Here is a 17,373-nt window from a genome sequence, read left to right as displayed (position 1 = left end):
AGACGCCGTCCATGTGCGTGCTCTGCTGGGGCCGGCCGAGGGCATTCCACATCTCGTCGCGGACGCTGCCAATGAGGCCATCCGCGTCGTGATCAATGCCGGCCACGGTGGCCCACGCGAGGGACTCGGCCTTCTTCGCAGCCTCGTGGAGCGCCTTCGCGTTGTCGAGTGCCGTGACACCCGCCTGCAGCCGGGCGACAGCCGTCTCGGCGACCTCGCCCCCGCGCCCAATGGCGGTCTCGTATGCAGAATGGACGTCCTCGTCGATGCGCTCGATGGCCGCCGTCGCGGCGATGACTTCTCCCATGGGAAATGCCCCCTTTATGTGTGTAAAGGCGTATGGGCGGCCACCATGCTACAAAGGTGAGGGAGATGTCAAGGGAGAAAGGGGCGGAAGCGGAGGCGAGAGCGGGGGGCGAGAGCGGGAGCGGGCGCCCCGGGACGGGGCGCCACCGCGTTCTTTTTCCAGCGTGTTGCCGCTACCGGGGCAATCGCTCGAGGAGCCAGGTGCCGAGCTCTTCGGTCATCAGCGTGTGCCTCTCGTTCTGGCTGGCGCACATCCAATCGTCGAGGGCAAACTTGTCGGGGTCCAGGATGGTGATGTCGGCCGACAGGTCCGTCCACGGATCGGTGCCCACCGCGAGGGCGCTGCCGGTCGGGACGAAGCTGGTCGAGGGATACGGGCACTTGACCGCGCCGGGAATCGCGGCGTTCAGGGCCTTGAACGCGAGCTCGAACGATTCGAGCGTTCCGCCGTGCGCCCCGTCGGCTTCGGGAAGCCCGCTCGTGCGCTGCTCCAGGTTGTCGAGCCCGGGGCCGCCCCGGAACACCACCTTGTTATCGCCCGCGGCCTGGGAGAAGAGCGCGAAGCCGTCGAGTATGCCGCCGGCGACGCCGTGCACCGCTTCCTTGCCGGCCGGGACTCCGCTATTCCCCTTGCCAGCGCCGTTCGCGAGAGCGAGCAGACGCGGGCGCCGGGGCCAATCGCCGACCCTCTTCAACTCCTCGAGGAACTTGGTGCGCTCCGGGTCCTCGCGCGGGGTGTCCCCGAGCTCGGCGATGTGGCGCCACAAAAGCTGCCGCGAAGCCGGGCTATTGACCTGCGCGGAGAGCGGGGGCGCGAGCTCGCGCAGCGCGTGCGCCAGCGCCTGCAAGCCGATCGGCATCCAGGCGCCGTGGTGCGGGCTGTCGTAGGAGACGTAAACCGCCGTCTGGTGGTCCATGCCGTCATTCTCCATCCTGGCCAGGGTGTAGCGCGTGATAAGGCCTCCCATGCTGAAGCCGCCGACGGTCAGAGGGGCGGAGCCGAGCCGTTCGGCGATCGCCCGCTCGATGCAGCGGTGAGCGACGGCGGCGTTGTGCAGGATGGAGGCCGTGCAGTCGTCGTAGCCGAGGATCACCAGGTCGTAGCCGCGGCGGCGCAGCTCGGTGGCGAACGCGTACTGGCCGTTCTCCAGCTCGTTCCAGAACCCGTTGAGGTCGGTCGGGCCCTGGTGAAAGCCGTCCGAGAGGATGACGGGTCGGGTCAGGCCAAACTTGGGGTTCGCGTAATACACGTAGGCATTGCCGCCGAGCCGGTTGGCGCCCGGGATCTCCCAGACCGCGTCCGGCTTGGGGGCCGCGGGCACATCCTTCTTGACGCGCCCCATCAGATCCCAGCTCTCGATGGTGTTGTTGATCATGGTGTGTCTCCTCCCGGCGACTTCGTCGCCTCTCTTGTCGTTACCCCGACCGCGTCACGGGTAAGCCGTATGCCCCCTCCGAGCTCGACCGAGAACGCGAGGATATGTTTTGGGAACGGAGACGTCTGTAGGACCTTGGTCCTATACGGGGATCACGGGCACGGGTAGGAGCGGAGGCGGGGGCGGCAAGAGAAATCTGATTGTGTACCGCTCCCGCGGCTCCCGCCGGATCCCGCCGCGCCGGTCACCGTCATGGGACGCTCGGTTCCCGGGCGCAGCGTGAGCCCCCTGGTTCGGTTTCCCTTGTCGCCCGGCCGAACAACGTGGGATTCGATACTTCATGCGAGCATTGAGGAGACGCCGCTGGGCAATGCTGGGCGTGCTGGGGTTGGGCTTCGGTGGGGCATGGATGATGGGTGCGTGCGGGGCGCCTCTTGATCCGGGGCCTGTCGATTCGTGCCCTGCTCCCCCCGACACCTCGACCGACACGTCGACCGAATGTGCGGAGCCGATGCCCGAGCCGTGCATGCTTTACCGCATCCCGCTCGTGGGAAACCCGAAGGAGGACGTCGCGCTGCGCAGCAAGTACATCGCTGCGTTCGGCAGCGCTTGTTACATGTCCGAGGCCGGCACGTTCGACTGCTTCTACGAGGCGTGGGAGGACGCGTGTGTCGACGCCGTGAAGATCGGCGAGGTGTCGGGGAATGCGCCGTACGACAAGGGCTACACGTGCCAGCCCGTCGCCGGCACGGAGGACTACTCGCTCCAGGTCGGCTCGGATCCCGCCAACAAGATTCCGATCAAGTACGAGGACGCGCCGCTCCAGACGTCGCTCATCGAGATCAAGACCGTCCCGACGGAGGTGAACGGTCCGTACCGGAACTTGGTCGAGGTGACGACCATCAAGCCGGAGAAAGACTTCTACTGCTCCAGCGGCCAGGTCGGCGACGACGGCAAGCCCCTCAGCCAGAGGAAGTGGATCCTCCAGGTCAACCGCAAGGCGCACGGCGGCGAGATTCACTCCGATCTCGCGGGCTTCACGTGGCCTTGTGTGGATGAGAAGTGCAAGCCAACGATCTGCACCGAGAAGCTCGTCCTCAAAGAGCCGTCAGACCCCCGCGTCTATGACCCGGACGAAGCGCAGGTGCACCACGTGGTGCCCAGGAAGGACCTGCGCGGTTGCCCGTGGGGCACGAACGCGTACAAGAACGCGGCCGTCATCTCGGCGAGGCTCAACCAACATCTCTTCAACAAGGTCCCGCCGGAAAAAGAGGTGGCGCAGATCAACAACGTTCCGCCGTACACGCCGTGACGCGGCCGGCGGACCCAGGCGGCGAGCCCGTTGACGCTGAGACCGACAGGGTCTAGGCGAAACACCATGAACGAACGGGTCACCGCCCGCTTCGGACGCCTGGTCTTCGACCGAGACGCCATCGTCCGCGCCGCGCTGCGCGCTTACCTGGAAGGCTGCCTCGAGGGGATCTCGCGCTTCGGCTTCCCGTCCATCGACGGTGTGGGTTGGACGGGCGATCTCCAGCGGGGCACCCTCCGCCACGACGACGGAGAAGGAAACTACGAGGTCGTGGCGTGGACCGAGGCGGGCGTCGTCGGGCTCGCGTGCGAGAGCGGGTGGGGGCCGATCCAGCAGCTCCGCCTCTCGGTCGACGCGGTGACCGGCGGCCCGGACGACGTGCGCGGGGCCGTGCCAGGGCTCCCCGCCGAGCTCGAGCCCGCGTTCGTGATGGCCGTCGGCAGGCTCGACGTGGGGCCGGAGCATGGGGAGAGGTGGGCGGGCGTGGGCTTCTGGCTTTACGGCGATCGCGTGGGAGGCTTGCTCTTCGACAAGCCGAAGGCCTGCGGCGCCCGCCGGCTGGCCGCGTGGGGCTTGCTCCACAACGGGCGGCTCTTGCCGCTGTCTTGTGAGTCGTATCGTCCACGCCCCGGGGCGATCGTGACGGCGTTCGTCGACCCGAAAGCCGCCCCCGCCCACGCGATCATGGACGCGGTGACCGACCGCGCCCTGAAGGGCCCCACGGAGTTCACGCCCGCCGAGCTTGAGACGCTCCTTCTCCCGACGCCCAAACCGAAGCAATTGCTCGCCGTCCAGCGCGGGCTTCAGAAGGTCGGCATCACCTGGCCCGGCTCGCCCGAGATCCCCGAGGTGCCGACATAACGGGCCAACCCTTTTTTGCGGTGACTCGTCTCCCCATTTCCAAACGCTCCCGGGCGAGGCGCAGGCGACCGTGAACGGTCTTCGTCTTCAGCCCGAGCGATTCGGCGATCTCCTGGATCGAACGCCCCTCCAGGTACGGAATCATCACGGCTCGAACGCGCGCCCCCACCTTCTCGAGGAATCGCTTGAGCCGGAACACGCCGTACGTCGCCTGCAGGAGGGTCTCCGGCGAGGTTGCATCTTCCTGCTCGGGAACATCCTCAGCCAATCCTGCGAAGACCTCCCGTTCGTGACGGGCCAGCTTTCGATGATTCCGCGCATGGTTGAGCCCGATCACCACGAGCCACGGACGCGCCTGCTCCGGCGTCACCAGACGCGAAAGGTTGCGCCAGGCCGCGATGAAGACGTCTTGCACGATGTCATCCACGTCGCGGGGATGAATGAACTGACCAAGAAGGAGGCGGCGCAGGAAATCGCGGTGTTCGAGGTACAGGCGGCCGAGCAAGGCGTGCGACGCGGAAAAGTTTGCCGGCGGAGAATGCAGGTGTAGCGTTGTCATAGCTCGTGAACTCCAGTAGCGTTGGGTTTGCGGGTCAGACGCCGGTCGGTGGTGAACGCGCCGGCTGGCGTCGCTTGCTTTTGTCTCACGAATCCGGGGAAAACTCAACCGCTAAAAGTGAGATTGGTTCGTCGGCGGAGAAGGCACGATCCGCCGGGAATGGTGCGAGGGGGGTTGGAATGGGGGCCGTGATCCTGCTGCCTTGGCTGGCAAGGTCGTCGCTGGTCTTGACTCGGCCTGTTCGATGAACTGCGCATCGCGCAGTTCATCGACCCCGGGTCCAGCGCTTGCGCTGGTCCGGGTCCAGGGGCGGACAGCCCCTGGTGGGGCCTGGGGCAACGCCCCAGCGCGGCGCCTCCCAGATGAGAGACCCACGCCGGGGGTGAGCTGGGACTCTTTGAGAACGGCGACCGACGGGGGTAACATCGCCGCATGCCCACCCGCATCGAGCTCCAGACCGAGGACGGCGCTGCGCCTGCGTTCGTGTTCGGCGCGGAGAACGCGCCCCGCGTGCTGTTCCTGATCGACGGCATCGGCATGCGCCCGGCGATGCATGCGCTCGCCGAACGCCTGTCGTCCGAGGGCTTCTACGTGCTGATGCCTGACCTGTTCCACCGCCTCGGCGCGTACACCGCGCCTGATCCGCGCGTGCTGTTCAGCGATCCCGAGGTCCGCGCGGCGTGGTTTGCCCGCCTCAAGGGCACCACCGCCGACACGCTGCTGCGCGACATCGGCGCGTACCTCGAACACCTCGGCTCGGGCCAGGTCGGCGTCACCGGCTACTGCATGGGGGGGCGGCTCGCGCTGTCGGCTGCGGCGAGCTACCCTGATCGCGTAACCGCCGCTGCTGCGTACCACCCGGGCGGCCTCGTCACCGACGCAGCCGACAGCCCGCACCTCGCGTACGACCGCATCAAGGCCGAGGTCTACATCGGCGCGGCCACCGATGACCCGAGCTTCACCGACGCGCAGCGAACGACCGTCGCTGACGTGCTCGCCCGCGCCCATGTCCGCCACACGATCGAGGTCTACCCGGCACGGCATGGCTGGGTCCCCGCGGACACGCCTGTCCATGATGAGGCGTGCGCTGCGCGCCATTGGGAGACGCTCGTCGCGCTGTTCCGTCGGGCGCTCAGCAAGTGACCCTATTCGCCCCCTGGAGGTAAGGCCCTTGGCAGCTCTCGACCCCAAGCTGAACGCGGAGTGGATCGAAAAACTCGAGAAACCCTCCGCTGACATGGCCCTTCGCGAGGCCTATTTCGCCGCGCTCGAAGCCGCCGGAGACGTTCGCGCAGACCTCGTGCGGCTCGAAGCCAGGGTCTCCGCGCTCGAGCTCGGGGCGCTCGGGCGGGCTGCATTGAAGACCCGTCGAAACGCGCTCCGCCAGACGATCGGCCTGGCTTGGTGCGACCGCTTTGGCTTCGGGTCCCGGCCCGGAGTCGACCGGCCGCTACCTTGGCCCGAGGACACTGCGACCCGCTGGCTCTCGCTCTACGAATACATCGAAGAGTGCCGGGGGGTCTGGCTGCCCGAGCGCGAAAAGCCGCCGTTCGCGACCCATGGCTCCAGCGTGACCGCCTGGGAGCGTCTGATCGGGGCTGTCCGGGACTCTCCCGAGGACTATGCAGCGCTCTTCCGCGACGCCATCTCGCTCAAGCCCGTCCCGGGCTCTCCGACGCTCTATTCGCTGCTGGTCCAGGGCGAGGCTGACTTTCACTGGGCGGTGGCCCAAGAGCAGCGGCGCGACGAGGATCCTCCCGTGCATGGGCTCATTCTGGACTACGAGAAAAACGAGTTCGTCCCCGTGCGTCCGGGTGGGTTCGGTCCCTATGGTTGTTTTGCTCGGGTGACCGATTTCGTTCGAGGGATGCTCGAGTCCTACGACCAGTTGATCCGGAGCGACCGCTTCATCCTCAAGGGATCGAGAGCGCCCGCAAAGGCCTACCTGGGCTTCAGCGAACCGCTCGGGCGCAGGCCCACCTCCATCGAGCTCGGGACGGCCCGCCATCGTGCCCTCGGCGAAATCCTCGACGTGCTCTCGGACCTCATGGGGATCGAGCCGTCCGAAATCAAAGCCACCCAGACGCTCGGCTCGCTCTCCCTCGACGCAGACGACTGGGCGGACCTTCGGGCCATCCTGGAAGACGGCTGGGTCGTGACCCTCGACGCCGCGGTGCCGTTCGAGGAGCTGACGATCGATGCGCTCACCAAGGCCATGACGCCCGCTGCCAAGGACGAAAGAGGCCCCAACAGCCGCAAGTGACTACAAATACTTCGGGTCCGGCACCGTCGTCGCCGGAGGTGCCGTCTTCACGGGCGGCGGGGCGCTCGTTTTTGGCTCCGCCGTAGGCTTTCGCAAGGGAGGCGGCGCCACCGTCGCGGAAGGCGCGACCGTTGTTGTCGCCGCCGGCGGCGCGTCTTTCGTCGGCGGAAGCGCCGTTCCCACCGGCGAGACCTGCGGCACGCCCGACGGAATCGCCGGCGCGGCCGGTTCGGCGACCGGAACCACCGCCGATGGCGCATTCGGCCCCCCGGTTGATTGCAACACGACGATCGCCGCGGTCACCCCGGCGACGACCACCGCCGCGGCCCCAAGGAAGAGATTCCGCCGCTTTCCGCGGGATCGCGGCTTGCCAACGCCTTCGAGCTCGATCGCTACCGCCGCCAGCGTCGGATCCTCGCGCGGAGGCCCGTACGGCGCAATCGACGCGGCGAACTCGCGCACGTCGGTGAAACGGTCCTCGGGGTTCTTCTCGAGCGCCCGCATCACGGCGTCCGCGAGCGGGCGCGGGATCTCGGGACAACGTTTGCCGATCGGGATAGGTTTTTCCGTGAGAATGGCGGCGAGGATGCCCGTCGCGCTCTCGTGGTGAAACGGAAGCTCGCCCGAGAGCAATTCGTAGAGCACCACGCCGAGCGACCAGATGTCGGCGCGCGCGTCGACGTTTTTCACGGACCGCACCTGCTCGGGCGACATGTAGAGCGGCGTGCCGAATGCGGACGCCGTCGTGGTCATCGACGCATTGACGTCGCCCGTGAGCTTCGAGATGCCGAAATCGAGAACTTTTATCGTGCGGTGGCCGCCGGTCTCGCAGAGGAAAAGGTTCGCCGGTTTGAGATCGCGGTGGACGATGCCCATCCGGTGCGCCTCGGCCATCGCCGCGCACGCCTGGAGAATGTATCCGACGGCCTCGCGGTAGGGGATCTTCGTGCGCTCGTCGAGCTCGTCGCCGAGCTCCCGCCCGCGGAGCAGCTCCATCACCATGAAGGGGCTGCCGTCCGGGAGCGCGTCGACGTCGAGGATACGCGCGACGTGCGGGCCCGAAAGCCGCGCGACCGCCCGCGCCTCGCGCTCGAAGCGCGCCGTGATCTCGCCCATCGAACGAATCTCGGGCAGGAGCAGCTTCAGCGCGACGCGCTGGCCGAGCCGCTGATGCTCGGCTTCGAGGACGATACCCATGCCGCCGCGGCCGAGCGCACGGACGACCGTGTACTTGTCCGCGATGACGGCCCCAGGCGAGGGTAAACTTTCGGCATCACTCCCGGACACGACAAACGAGAGTACTCCCGGCCGGCCGCGGATGGCCAGAGGGATCTCGGGTCACGGCGGGGCCACGCGCAGGAGGAAGCCATCCAACCCACCCTCGGATTTCAGCTTTTCCGCGCCGACGTCGAGCTCACCCAAAAACCAGCCCGCGACGAGCGCGAAGCCGTGCGCCGGGGCCGCGACGCCCGTGGCGAACGCTTTGTCCGAGCTCGAAAAGACCTTGCTCCAGCGGGGTTTGCCGTCGCGCTCGAGGATCGCGACGAACGCGTGGTCCGTGCCGGGCGCCGTGGCGGGCGCGCTCGCGCCGAACGCCGAGCCCAGGCTGATCTCGCCGCTGACCACGATGGATTCGTCCGCGGCGATCGCCACGTTCTCGCCTGTCCCGTCCCCGTCGCCGCCGAAGAGGTTTGCCCACGCGAGCTTCCCGCCCGTGTCGAAAGCCCCGACGAGCCCCGTCGAATCGGAGGCATCGAACACCTGATCGCCGATCCGGGTGCTCGCCGTGCCCCTGCCGGCAAACACGACGCGATCGCCGCGCACCGCGAGATCATGCAGTCGATCGACGGCGGCGCCGCTGACGAGCTGCATCCAGCGCACTTCGCCGTCCGCGTCGAAGCTCGTCACGAACGCGTCGGAGCCGGTGGCTTTGATGGGCATCGCCGGCATGGGCAGGCCAAAATCCACCGTGCCCTCGAAATAACCGGCCACGTACACATTCCCGGCCGCGTCCACCGCGGCGGCCGTGCCGCTGTCGTGGCCCAGCCCGCCAATCGACTTCGCCCAGCGGACCGATCCGGACGGCGTGAGGCTCAGCACGAAGAGATCGGATTCACCGACGGCCGTGAGCGTCTTGCTCCCGATGGCCGCGGATCCGTTGAATTGGCCGACCACATAGATGTTTCCGTCCGCGCCCACGGCGATGGCGCCCGGAACGTCCGTGAGCGCGCCTCCGAATGGGACGGACCATTCGAGTTTGCCCCAGCTCGTGAGCTTGAGGATGGCCACGTCGTGCCCGCCGGCGCTGACGAGCGGGCCGCCGCCGAAATCGACGGTCTGCTGGAACTGGGCGAGGACGTACATCGCGCCCTTTGCGTCGATCGCGGCCCGCGTCACGTCTTCGTCGAGTGCTCCGCCGAACGAGGTCGACCAGCGGTGCTGGCCTTCCTGGGAGTACGAGGCGATGAAGACGTCGTTTCCCCCTTTGGACGTCAAATCTTTGTCGCCGAGGTTGAGTGTGCCGTCGAAATGGCCGGTGAGGACGAGCGTGCCGTCGTCGCCCTGGGCGAGGTGGCGCGCCATCTGAAAGCCGGGCCCGCCGAGCTTCTTTTGCCAGGCGGGCGGAACGCTGGCCCCGGGGCCACATTCGTCGTCGTTTTCGCAGTCGATGGGATCCACCGTGGCGCTCTGGCACGTGCCGTCGACGCAGGTTTGGGCCTCGGGGCAAAGCACGCCGGCGCACGCCTGGCTCAGGCGCACGGGGACCCGGAACGAATTGTGCGGCACGAATCGCATGGCCCGACGCGCGATGATGCAGCCGGGTCCGTACGCGGGCGCGACGCAGGCCGTTTCGACGGGCGCGCCGAGGCTGCCGACGACCTTGAAAGCAAATGGCGCTTCCCGCTCGCTCTCGGGCGGCAGGAGCACGATGGATCCGATCTCGCCATTGTTTTGACAGAGCGATGTGGTCGTACCGTACGGACGGGTCTCGATCTCGCCGAGCAGCCCGGCGGTGATGCCCGTGCTGTCGAGGTCACCACAGGAGCTATTCGTCGAGATTTCCACGAAAGCCTCGGTCGGATCGAGGCAGCCGAGAGGAGCCGCGCAGACGAGAGCGGTGAGCCCCGCGCGGAGGAGCCGCGAATGGTTGACCATAGATGTTCACGATATCCCAGATCGTTATCGTGATGGTACAAATAGCGACGGGGAGCGTATCATCGGAGGATGATGTCTCCTTATCGTGTAAGACTCCGAGGATTGACCTTCCCCATCGTCGCCGTGCTCGCGCTGCTCGTCACAGAAAGGCCGGCTCGCGGCGCGGATCCCTGCGGCTTTCCCGAAGAATGCGCGTCGGGCTTTTGCGTCGGCGGCGTCTGCTGCGATACGGCGTGCACCGGTCTCTGCGAAGCATGCACCGCCGCGGCCAAAGGCAGCGGCGAGGACGGGTTTTGCGGACCGGCAAAAGAAGGAACGGTTTGCAAGAAGGCGTACTGCGACGACGCGCTTGCTTTCGTGTCCGCATCACTCTGCGACGCCGCGGGTAGCTGCGTGGACCCGACGACGCCCCCGGAATCGTGCATCCACGACGATCCCTGCAAAATCGATCTGTGCGGGGACAACGGTTGTGAGGTGGTGGTCAAGTTCGACGGGACCGAATGTGGTGCCGGAATGACGTGCCAGGACGGCATGTGCGCAGGCGGTGGCGCGTCGAGCAGCAGCAGCAGCAGCACGAGCGGAAGCGGAGGCGCAGGCGGTAGCGGTGGCGGTAGCGGTGGCGCTGGCGGAAGCGGTGGCGGCAGCGGCGGCGCAGGCGGCAGCGGCGGCGTCGGAGGTGATCCTTATCCGCCGATTCGGGATACCGGCTGCGGCTGTCGCCTCACGGAAACCTCTCCCCTCGGAGGCGCCGCCGCGCTCGTGATGGCCGCGCTCGCGCTCCTCGGACGAACCCGCAAGCTCAGAACTGGAACAACGTCGCGCCCCCGCCCCCGCTCGCCTCGGTCGTGAGCTGCCCCGGCGCGATCGTCCCCGCATGCGGCGCGCGCTCCGTGAACGCCGCGACCGTGACCGCGGCGCCCGCCGCAGCGACCGCGCCGAGCCCCGTCCAGAACCACCAGCGCGTCACGACCGACTTCGCCTCGAGCGCCGCCGTCACCGCCTTGTAGCCGCCGGCCGGGACCACGGCCGAGGTCTCGTACACCCGAAAATCCGGGTGGCGCACGGTGATCTTGTGCGTGCCCTTGGGCACGTTGAGCTCGACGGGCGCGACGCCGATCGGCTTGCCGTCGACGAGCACCTCGGCGGACGGCGCAGACGCGCGCACCGTGAGCACGCCCGTGGTCGCGCGGGAGAACAGCTCGAACCGCACGGTCTCCGCAGCGCCGCCTTCGAGCGTGACCGTCTTCTTCGCGCCGAAATAACCCTCCGCGTCGACCTCGATCTCGGCGGGCCCCGCGACGAGCTTCAGCGGCGCGGCGAGCGGCGATTTGCCGACGACCACGTTTCGCACGACGATCCGCGCGCCTTCGACGTTCGTGACGATGTCGAGCGTGGCGACGCGCTGCCGCAGCTCGGCGATGAGCGTGGGCAGCCGCGGCACGCGCGCCTTGAGGTCGAGCGGTGCCGCGGCGTCGAAGGCCATGAGCTTGTCGAGCGCCTCGGGAAAACGGTTCAACGCTTCGAGCGCACGGCCCATGTTGTAGAGCAGCGCCGGGTTCTTCGTGATCGCGTACGCCTCGCCGTACGCGGCGAGCGCGTCCTCGTACCGGAGCAGCTCCATGGCCTGATCGCCGGCCTTCTTGCGCTCGGCGGCGCGCGCTTGCGGGTCGTCCGCGGGCGCGGCCTGCGGGTCGGCGCGCAGCATCGACGGCGAGAACGAGAACGCGGTGGAGAGCGCGACGACGAGCGTGGTTCGTAGAGCTCTTTGGCGAGGTGAACGCACGGGACGATCCTCCGCGCTTCTGGCGCTCCTCGCAGAATACGCGCGTGGCGCAGGGTGGGAAGAGGCTCCCCTTACCGACGAAGCGTTTCGAGCTGCGAAACGATCACCTCGACGAACCGTGCCGCCGCACCCTCGCTCCAGCGGAAATACAGGCTCGGCTCGGTCAGCTCGAGCTCGATGAGCTGGAGCGCGCCGCCTTCGCCTCGCACGAGATCGACCCGGGCGTAGAGGAGCGGCTTGCCCACGGCCGCGAACGCGGCGCGGGCGACGTGAAGTGCCTCGGCTTCGATCGGCGCGGACGAGATGCGGCTCTGAAACTCCGGCTGCGAACGAAAATCGCCCGCGCACGGCACCTTCCGCACCGCATGGCTCGGCTCGCCGCCGAAAAATACGACGGAAAGCTCGCCCTCCGACTCGATCGAACGCAGGTACGGCTGCACCATCACCTCACCCGACACGACGAGCGACGCGGCATGCGCCTCCGCCTCGTCGGGGTTTTTCCGCGCGTCGATCCGCTTCGCGCCCACCGAGCCCGCCGAGACCGCCGGCTTGATCACGACCTCGGACCAACCACGCGCCTCGATGCGCCGCGCGAGCCCCTCGGCGCGCTCGCCATGCGCGAGCCAGAGCGTCGGGACCACGGGCACGCCGGCCGCTTCGAGCGAGCGCAAGTAGGACTTGTGCGTGTTCTCGCGGATGACGTCGGCCCCGTTCCAGAGCGGTACACGCGCGGCCGTCCGCTCGGCCCACGCGACGAACGCATCCCTGCGGCCGGGCCCGTCCCAGTAGTCCCAAGGATTGCGGAGCAGCGCGAGATCGGCCTCGTCCCAGGGCGCGTTCGGGTCGTCCCAGACGAGGCAACGATGAGCAATCCCTCGCGCTTCGAGGGCCTCGCGGAAGAGCGCGTCGTCGACGTCGAGCTCGGGCAGACGGGCGCACGTCGCGATGGCCAGGCGGGTTTTCGGCATGTCGCTTTCTTGCCTCAAACTCGCATGCGAAGCGAGCGATGCGAGCGCGCCGCCCCCTCTGATGTCAAACCTCCGCCCCCCATGCTGGACGCCGCGCACATCACGCCCGCCGCGCACGGTCCCTCGTTGCGGAGCCTCCTCAATCTCGCGTGGCCGATCATCATCTCACGCTCGGCGCAGGTCGTGGTCAGCGTGTCCGATGCCGCCATGGTCTCGCACCTCGGTCAGGACAGCCTCGCCGCCACGACCACGGGCGGGCTCAACTTGATGGCCTTCTTCATCCTGCCGATGGGTGTGGTCTTCATCGTGTCGAGCTTCGCGTCGCAGCTCTATGGCCGCGGCGATCATGCCGGGGCACGCCGGTACGGGTTTTATGGCCTCGCCGTGGCTGCGATGGCGCAGGTCCTCTACTTCGCGGGCATCCTCGTCATGCCACGCGCCGTCGCGGCGATCGGCTACACGCCCGCCGTTGCGACGCTCATGCAGCAATGGCTCACCGTCCGCCTCTGCACGGGCGGCGCGGCGATCGGGCTCGAGGCGCTCGGCAACTATTACGGCGGGCTTGGCAACCCGCGCCTGCCCATGGCCACGCAGGTCCTCTGCATGGTGCTCAACGTCGTGCTGAACTGGGTGTTCATCTCGGGGCACCTCGGCGCGCCCGCGCTCGGCGTGGTCGGCTCGGCGCTGGGGAGCGCACTCGCGACGTTGACCGCTTTCCTCGTGCTCCTCGGGTGTTTCCTTGCCGGCTTCGGCGAGCACCCGAGCGCCCGCCAAGGCAAGGCGAAGCTCCGTCTCTCGGAGCTCGGTCGCATGCTGCGGTTCGGCATCCCGTCGGGGCTCAACTGGTTCGTCGAGTTCGGCGCGTTCTCCTTGTTCATCAACCTCGTGATCAACGGGCTCGGCACGACCACGCTCGCCTCGTTCATGGCCTCGATGGAGGTGAACCAGGTCGCGGCCATGCCCGCGTTCGGCCTGACGAGCGCGGGGGCGATCCTCGTGGGGCAAGCGATCGGCGCGAAGGATCTCGATCAAGTGCCGAAGACGGTGAAGCTCACGGCCCTCGTGGCGTGCGGCTGGATGGGCTTCGTGGGCCTCGTCTACCTCGTGTTCGCGCGGTACTGCATGCTCCCCTTCGCGCCGCCCGGGGCGGAGCGCGAGGCCTTCCTCGACATCACGGCGCGTATCCTCACGCTCTCGATCACGTGGCAGATCTTCGACGCGACGGTGATGACGCTGGCCGAGTCGCTGCGCGCCGCGGGAGACACGGCCTTCACCGCCTGGGTCCGCGGGATCGTGGCGTGGTGCGTCTTCGTGCCGGGCTCGTTCATTTCCGTACGGGTGCTCGGCGGCGGCATCGGGTGGGTCGTCTTTTGGCTGACGGGGTACATCGCGCTCATGGCCGTCATCCTGCTCTTGCGCTTCCGGAGCGGCGTATGGCGCAGGCTCGATCTCACCGGCTCGGAGCTACCGCCCGTCTGAAGGGTCGTGCACGTATGAAAGGGGCCGTGGGCGCGCGTCGCAGATCCGCAACGCGCGCACCGCCCCGGGCCCTTGGATCTCGCGTCCTCCGTGCCGTGCACGATTTTCGCTTGTCCATTCCGCATGAGCTCCGAGGTTCGCTCCCCGCTGGACGAGCATCCCCTCGCCGCGTTTCGCGCGGCGCTGCTCGGGCGTCGTGACGTCCTGGTCGCACGTGAGATGGAGCGACTGCGGCGCATCCTGCCCTGGCTCGCGCAAGCCCCCGAGGAGTTCCTCGTCGCGCCCGTCACCGAGGACGTGCTCGCGTACGCAAACGCGCTCGCGGCCCCCGATTTCTCCGACCTCGAGACGCGCGCGCGGGGGTGGTGCGAGAGTCAGGTGACGCTCGGCGGAGGCGTGCACCTCGTGCTCCAGCTCGTCGAGGGGTGCCGGCAGGACTACCTCGACGTCGCGATGGACGCGGTCGTCGCGGGCGTGCCCGAGGCCCGGGCCGGCGTGCATCGGCTCATGGAAGCGTTCACCGCGGTGCTCACGGCGGTCGACGCGTTTTTCCACGGCCCGGACGCGCGCGAGGCGGCCGACGCCACGTTGTTCCGTCACTTCGTGGATGCCTCGCCCGACCCGGTCGTGCTCGCGGGCGGCGAGGGGACGATGCTCCTCTACGCGAACACGGCCTTCCAGGAAACGTTCGGCAGCGAAGGAATCCCGGGTCGCATGATGTCGACGCTCGTCCCGGACGAGCAACGAAGCGCGCTCGCAGCGCTCGCGAACACGGCCCTTCGCGAAGGCCGCGCGCGCGGCGAGCTCCATCTGTTTCGTGCGAACGGCGAGCTCTTCGAAGCGGACATCCTCTCGTTCATCGCGCCGGGCCGCAGCGATCGGATGCCCGCGCGCTTCTGGCTCTTGCGCGACAAGGGCCCGCTCATCGCGGCGGAGCAGGCGCGCGGAAAGCTCCAGGAGGAGATCATCGCCTCGCAAGCGGCAGCGATCCGCGCGCTCTCGACGCCGCTCCTGCCGATCGCCGAGGGCGTGATCCTGATGCCGCTCGTGGGCGCGCTGAACGAGCAGCGCACCGAGCAGATGCTCGAGACCTTGCTTCAAGGCATCTCGCGGCGGGGCGCGCGCGTGGCGATCCTCGACATCACGGGCGTGAACGACGTCGACTCGCACGTGGCGCACGGCATCCTGCGCGCGGCCCGCGCGGCGTCGCTCCTCGGCGCGCGTGTGTTCCTGACGGGCATCCGCGGGCCCGTCGCGCAGACGCTCCTCGCGCTCGACGCGAACTTCGGCTGCCTCGTCTCGTGCAGCACGCTGCAGGACGGGGTCGCTCGCGCGCTTCGCGGAACCCACGCCGAGGGGTATGCTCCCCGGCGATGGACCGGCTGATCCTCGCATCCACGTCCCGCTTCCGCCGCGCGCTGCTCGACCGCCTCGGCCTCCCCTACGAAGCCCGCGCGCCTCATTTCGACGAGATCCCGCCCGAGGGACTTTCGCCCCGGGACGTCGCCCGCGCGTTCGCCGAGGGCAAGGCGAAGAGCCTCGAAGCGGCGCCGGGGACGTGGGTCATCGGCGCCGATCAGGTGCCCGAATACGACGGTCACATCCTGCGAAAAACCGAGAGCCAGGACGACTGCCGGGCCCAGCTCGCCGAGCTCTCCGGACGCACGCACATGCTGCACACGGCCGTCGTGCTCTGGTCGCCGTCCGAGGGCCGAATGCTCGGCGAGACGGTCACGGTGGAGCTCACGATGCGGCCGCTTTCGCCGGCGCTCATCGATCGATACGTCACGCTCGACGATCCGGTGGGCAGCGCGGGCGGGTATCTCTTCGAGAAGCGTGGCATCGGCCTCTTCGAATCCGTGCGCGGCGGGGACGAGTCGGCCATCGTGGGCTTGCCCTTGCTCTCGCTTTGCCGCCTCCTGCGCGAAGCCGGGATCGAGCCGCTCGATCTCGCGAGGTGACGAGAATGGCCTCCATGGATCACGCGGAGATTCTGCGCAAAGGCGTCGAGGATTTCCGTCGATTCGTCAATCCGCTCGTCGCCGCGCGGGTCGCCATGACGGGCGAGCCGTATCGTATTGCCGGGACGCGCGACGGAAAACTCGTCGACGAGGGCGGACGGCTCATCGAGGATCTGCATGGCACGCAATCGCTCGGGCACCGTGTCGCGGCCGTGGCCGATGCCGTGCGGGATTGGCTCGCGACCGACGCGCCGTCCTGGTATCCGTCGCGGGTCAATCCTTACGCGGGGCGGCTCGGGCGCGCGCTTTTCGAGCGGACGGGCTACGACAACGCGTTTTTCGGGATGTCCGGCAGCGACGCGGTCGAGGCGTCGATGAAGCTCGCGCGCGCCGCGACGGGGCGCCCGCGCGTGCTCTCGCTGCTCGGCGCGTATCACGGCACCACGATGGGGAGCTGCGCGCTCATGAACCCCGGCATGTTCCGTGATCCCTTCGCGCCCCACCTTCCCGGCGTCTCGCCCGTCCCGCCCGAGGACGTGGACGCGCTCGCGCGCGCGCTCGAACCGGAGGACGTGGCCGCGATCATCGTGGAGCCGATCCAGCTCGAAGGCGGCGTGTTCCCTTTGTCGGACCGATACATAACGTCTCTCTGCGAGCTCACCACGAAGCACGGCACGCTGCTCGTGGCGGACGAGGTGCAGACCGGTCTCGGCCGGCTCGGTCGTTTCCTCGGCACCACGACCTGGCCACGCCGCCCGGACGTGATCGTGCTGGCGAAGGCGCTCGGGGGCGGCCTCTTGCCGTGCTCGGCCATGCTCACGCGCAAGGACACGTTTTTGCGCGCCTATGGCAAGGACATGGCCACGGCGGAGGCGCACAACGTGACGTTCGGCGGCAATGCGATGTCCTGCGTCGCGGCGCTCGCGATGCTCGACCTGCTCTCGCCCGAGGTCTTCGCCGTGGCCAAGGCGCGCGGCGACCATTTTCAAGCGGGGCTCAGGCGCGCACTCGCGGGCTCGCCGCTCGTCGTGGAGGTGCGCGGCGCGGGGCTCATCGCGGGCGTCGAGCTCAGCGCGACGGACCACCCGTGGCTCTCGTTCGAGCATTTCGGCATGGACGAGCTCGACGGGCATTCGCCGATTGGCCTACTCGTCTGCCATCGCATGTACAAGCGGGGCTATTATTGCTTCGTGTGCGGCCACCGTTGGAATACGCTCCGACTCCAGCCGCGGCTCGATATCGAGGAAAACGAGCTCGACGCGTTCGTGACGGCGCTGCGGGAGGAAATCGATACGATCGCGGAGCTCGTGTAACGGAAAAGGCAGCCAAAACGGAACCGGCGGCTCCGG

16 protein-coding genes are annotated in these 17,373 nt (G+C 68.2%); 9 read left to right on the top strand and 7 right to left on the bottom strand.

Annotated features, from left to right (window positions below):
* Both KEG38_RS47420 and KEG38_RS47415 read right to left on the bottom strand, forming a co-directional pair.
* The coding region (locus tag KEG38_RS47420) for a hypothetical protein (protein WP_272427511.1) at positions 1-307 on the bottom strand (307 nt) is incomplete at its 3' end.
* Positions 308-479: 172 nt separating this feature from the next.
* The gene (locus KEG38_RS47415; protein ID WP_272427510.1) at positions 480-1,682 is read right to left on the bottom strand and encodes an esterase/lipase family protein; all 1,203 of its coding nucleotides are present in this window, start codon (positions 1,680-1,682) and stop codon (positions 480-482) included.
* Between the two features lie 511 nt (positions 1,683-2,193).
* Between KEG38_RS47415 and KEG38_RS47410 the strand changes: the two genes are divergently transcribed.
* Together KEG38_RS47410 and KEG38_RS47405 are read left to right on the top strand one after the other, a co-directional pair.
* Entirely contained in the window at positions 2,194-2,994 is an 801-nt protein-coding gene (locus tag KEG38_RS47410; RefSeq protein WP_272427508.1) for a hypothetical protein, read from the top strand.
* 66 nt (positions 2,995-3,060) lie between these two features.
* Positions 3,061-3,855 carry a hypothetical protein gene (locus tag KEG38_RS47405; protein ID WP_272427507.1) on the top strand — a complete coding sequence of 265 codons (795 nt, stop codon included), beginning with the start codon at positions 3,061-3,063 and terminating at the stop codon, positions 3,853-3,855.
* Here KEG38_RS47405 and KEG38_RS47400 read toward each other — a convergent pair.
* Positions 3,812-4,414, bottom strand: a complete 603-nt coding sequence (locus KEG38_RS47400; RefSeq protein ID WP_272427505.1) for an RNA polymerase sigma factor — start codon at positions 4,412-4,414, stop codon at positions 3,812-3,814. The genes KEG38_RS47405 and KEG38_RS47400 overlap by 44 nt on opposite strands.
* A gap of 432 nt (positions 4,415-4,846) precedes the next feature.
* Here KEG38_RS47400 and KEG38_RS47395 point away from each other — a divergent pair, with 432 nt between their 5' ends.
* Both KEG38_RS47395 and KEG38_RS47390 read left to right on the top strand, forming a co-directional pair.
* On the top strand, positions 4,847-5,557 hold the full coding sequence (locus tag KEG38_RS47395; RefSeq protein WP_272427504.1) for a dienelactone hydrolase family protein: 711 nt from the start codon (positions 4,847-4,849) through the stop codon (positions 5,555-5,557).
* Between the two features lie 28 nt (positions 5,558-5,585).
* Positions 5,586-6,677 (top strand): hypothetical protein, encoded by a 1,092-nt coding sequence (locus KEG38_RS47390; RefSeq protein ID WP_272427503.1) that lies wholly within the window; start codon positions 5,586-5,588, stop codon positions 6,675-6,677.
* Here the strand turns inward: KEG38_RS47390 and KEG38_RS47385 are convergent, their stop codons facing one another.
* Both KEG38_RS47385 and KEG38_RS47380 read right to left on the bottom strand, forming a co-directional pair.
* Complete coding sequence (locus KEG38_RS47385) at positions 6,678-7,964, bottom strand: serine/threonine-protein kinase (protein ID WP_272427502.1); 1,287 nt, start codon at positions 7,962-7,964, stop codon at positions 6,678-6,680.
* A 51-nt stretch (positions 7,965-8,015) separates the two neighbouring features.
* Positions 8,016-9,833, bottom strand: coding sequence for an NHL repeat-containing protein (locus KEG38_RS47380; RefSeq protein WP_272427501.1), 1,818 nt, complete (start codon positions 9,831-9,833; stop codon positions 8,016-8,018).
* A 102-nt stretch (positions 9,834-9,935) separates the two neighbouring features.
* On the opposite strand from KEG38_RS47380, the gene KEG38_RS47375 reads away from it, so the two are divergent.
* On the top strand, positions 9,936-10,682 hold the full coding sequence (locus KEG38_RS47375; protein ID WP_272427500.1) for an MYXO-CTERM sorting domain-containing protein: 747 nt from the start codon (positions 9,936-9,938) through the stop codon (positions 10,680-10,682).
* Here the strand turns inward: KEG38_RS47375 and KEG38_RS47370 are convergent.
* Together KEG38_RS47370 and KEG38_RS47365 are read right to left on the bottom strand one after the other, a co-directional pair.
* Complete coding sequence (locus KEG38_RS47370; RefSeq protein WP_272427499.1) at positions 10,633-11,616, bottom strand: PEGA domain-containing protein; 984 nt, start codon at positions 11,614-11,616, stop codon at positions 10,633-10,635. The genes KEG38_RS47375 and KEG38_RS47370 overlap by 50 nt on opposite strands.
* A 71-nt stretch (positions 11,617-11,687) precedes the next feature.
* Complete coding sequence (locus KEG38_RS47365) at positions 11,688-12,584, bottom strand: ATP-grasp domain-containing protein (protein WP_272427498.1); 897 nt, start codon at positions 12,582-12,584, stop codon at positions 11,688-11,690.
* An 81-nt stretch (positions 12,585-12,665) separates the two neighbouring features.
* Between KEG38_RS47365 and KEG38_RS47360 the strand changes: the two genes are divergently transcribed.
* The 4 genes from KEG38_RS47360 to KEG38_RS47345 all read left to right on the top strand — a co-directional run bounded on the left by KEG38_RS47360 (position 12,666) and on the right by KEG38_RS47345 (position 17,337).
* Positions 12,666-14,063, top strand: a complete 1,398-nt coding sequence (locus KEG38_RS47360) for an MATE family efflux transporter (RefSeq protein ID WP_272427497.1) — start codon at positions 12,666-12,668, stop codon at positions 14,061-14,063.
* A 123-nt stretch (positions 14,064-14,186) separates the two neighbouring features.
* The gene (locus tag KEG38_RS47355; protein WP_272427495.1) at positions 14,187-15,449 is read left to right on the top strand and encodes an STAS domain-containing protein; all 1,263 of its coding nucleotides are present in this window, start codon (positions 14,187-14,189) and stop codon (positions 15,447-15,449) included.
* Positions 15,437-16,024, top strand: coding sequence for a Maf family protein (locus tag KEG38_RS47350; protein ID WP_272427494.1), 588 nt, complete (start codon positions 15,437-15,439; stop codon positions 16,022-16,024). Before KEG38_RS47355 ends, KEG38_RS47350 begins: the two co-directional genes overlap by 13 nt.
* Before the next feature lie 14 nt (positions 16,025-16,038).
* A complete protein-coding gene (locus KEG38_RS47345; RefSeq protein ID WP_272427492.1) occupies positions 16,039-17,337 on the top strand; it encodes an aspartate aminotransferase family protein in 1,299 nt (432 codons plus the stop codon).
* Positions 17,338-17,373: the final 36 nt, after the last annotated feature.

The organism is Polyangium jinanense (assembly GCF_028435265.1).
Lineage (GTDB): Bacteria > Myxococcota_A > Polyangia > Polyangiales > Polyangiaceae > Polyangium > Polyangium jinanense.
This window is presented reverse-complemented; position numbering and strand designations above follow the sequence as displayed.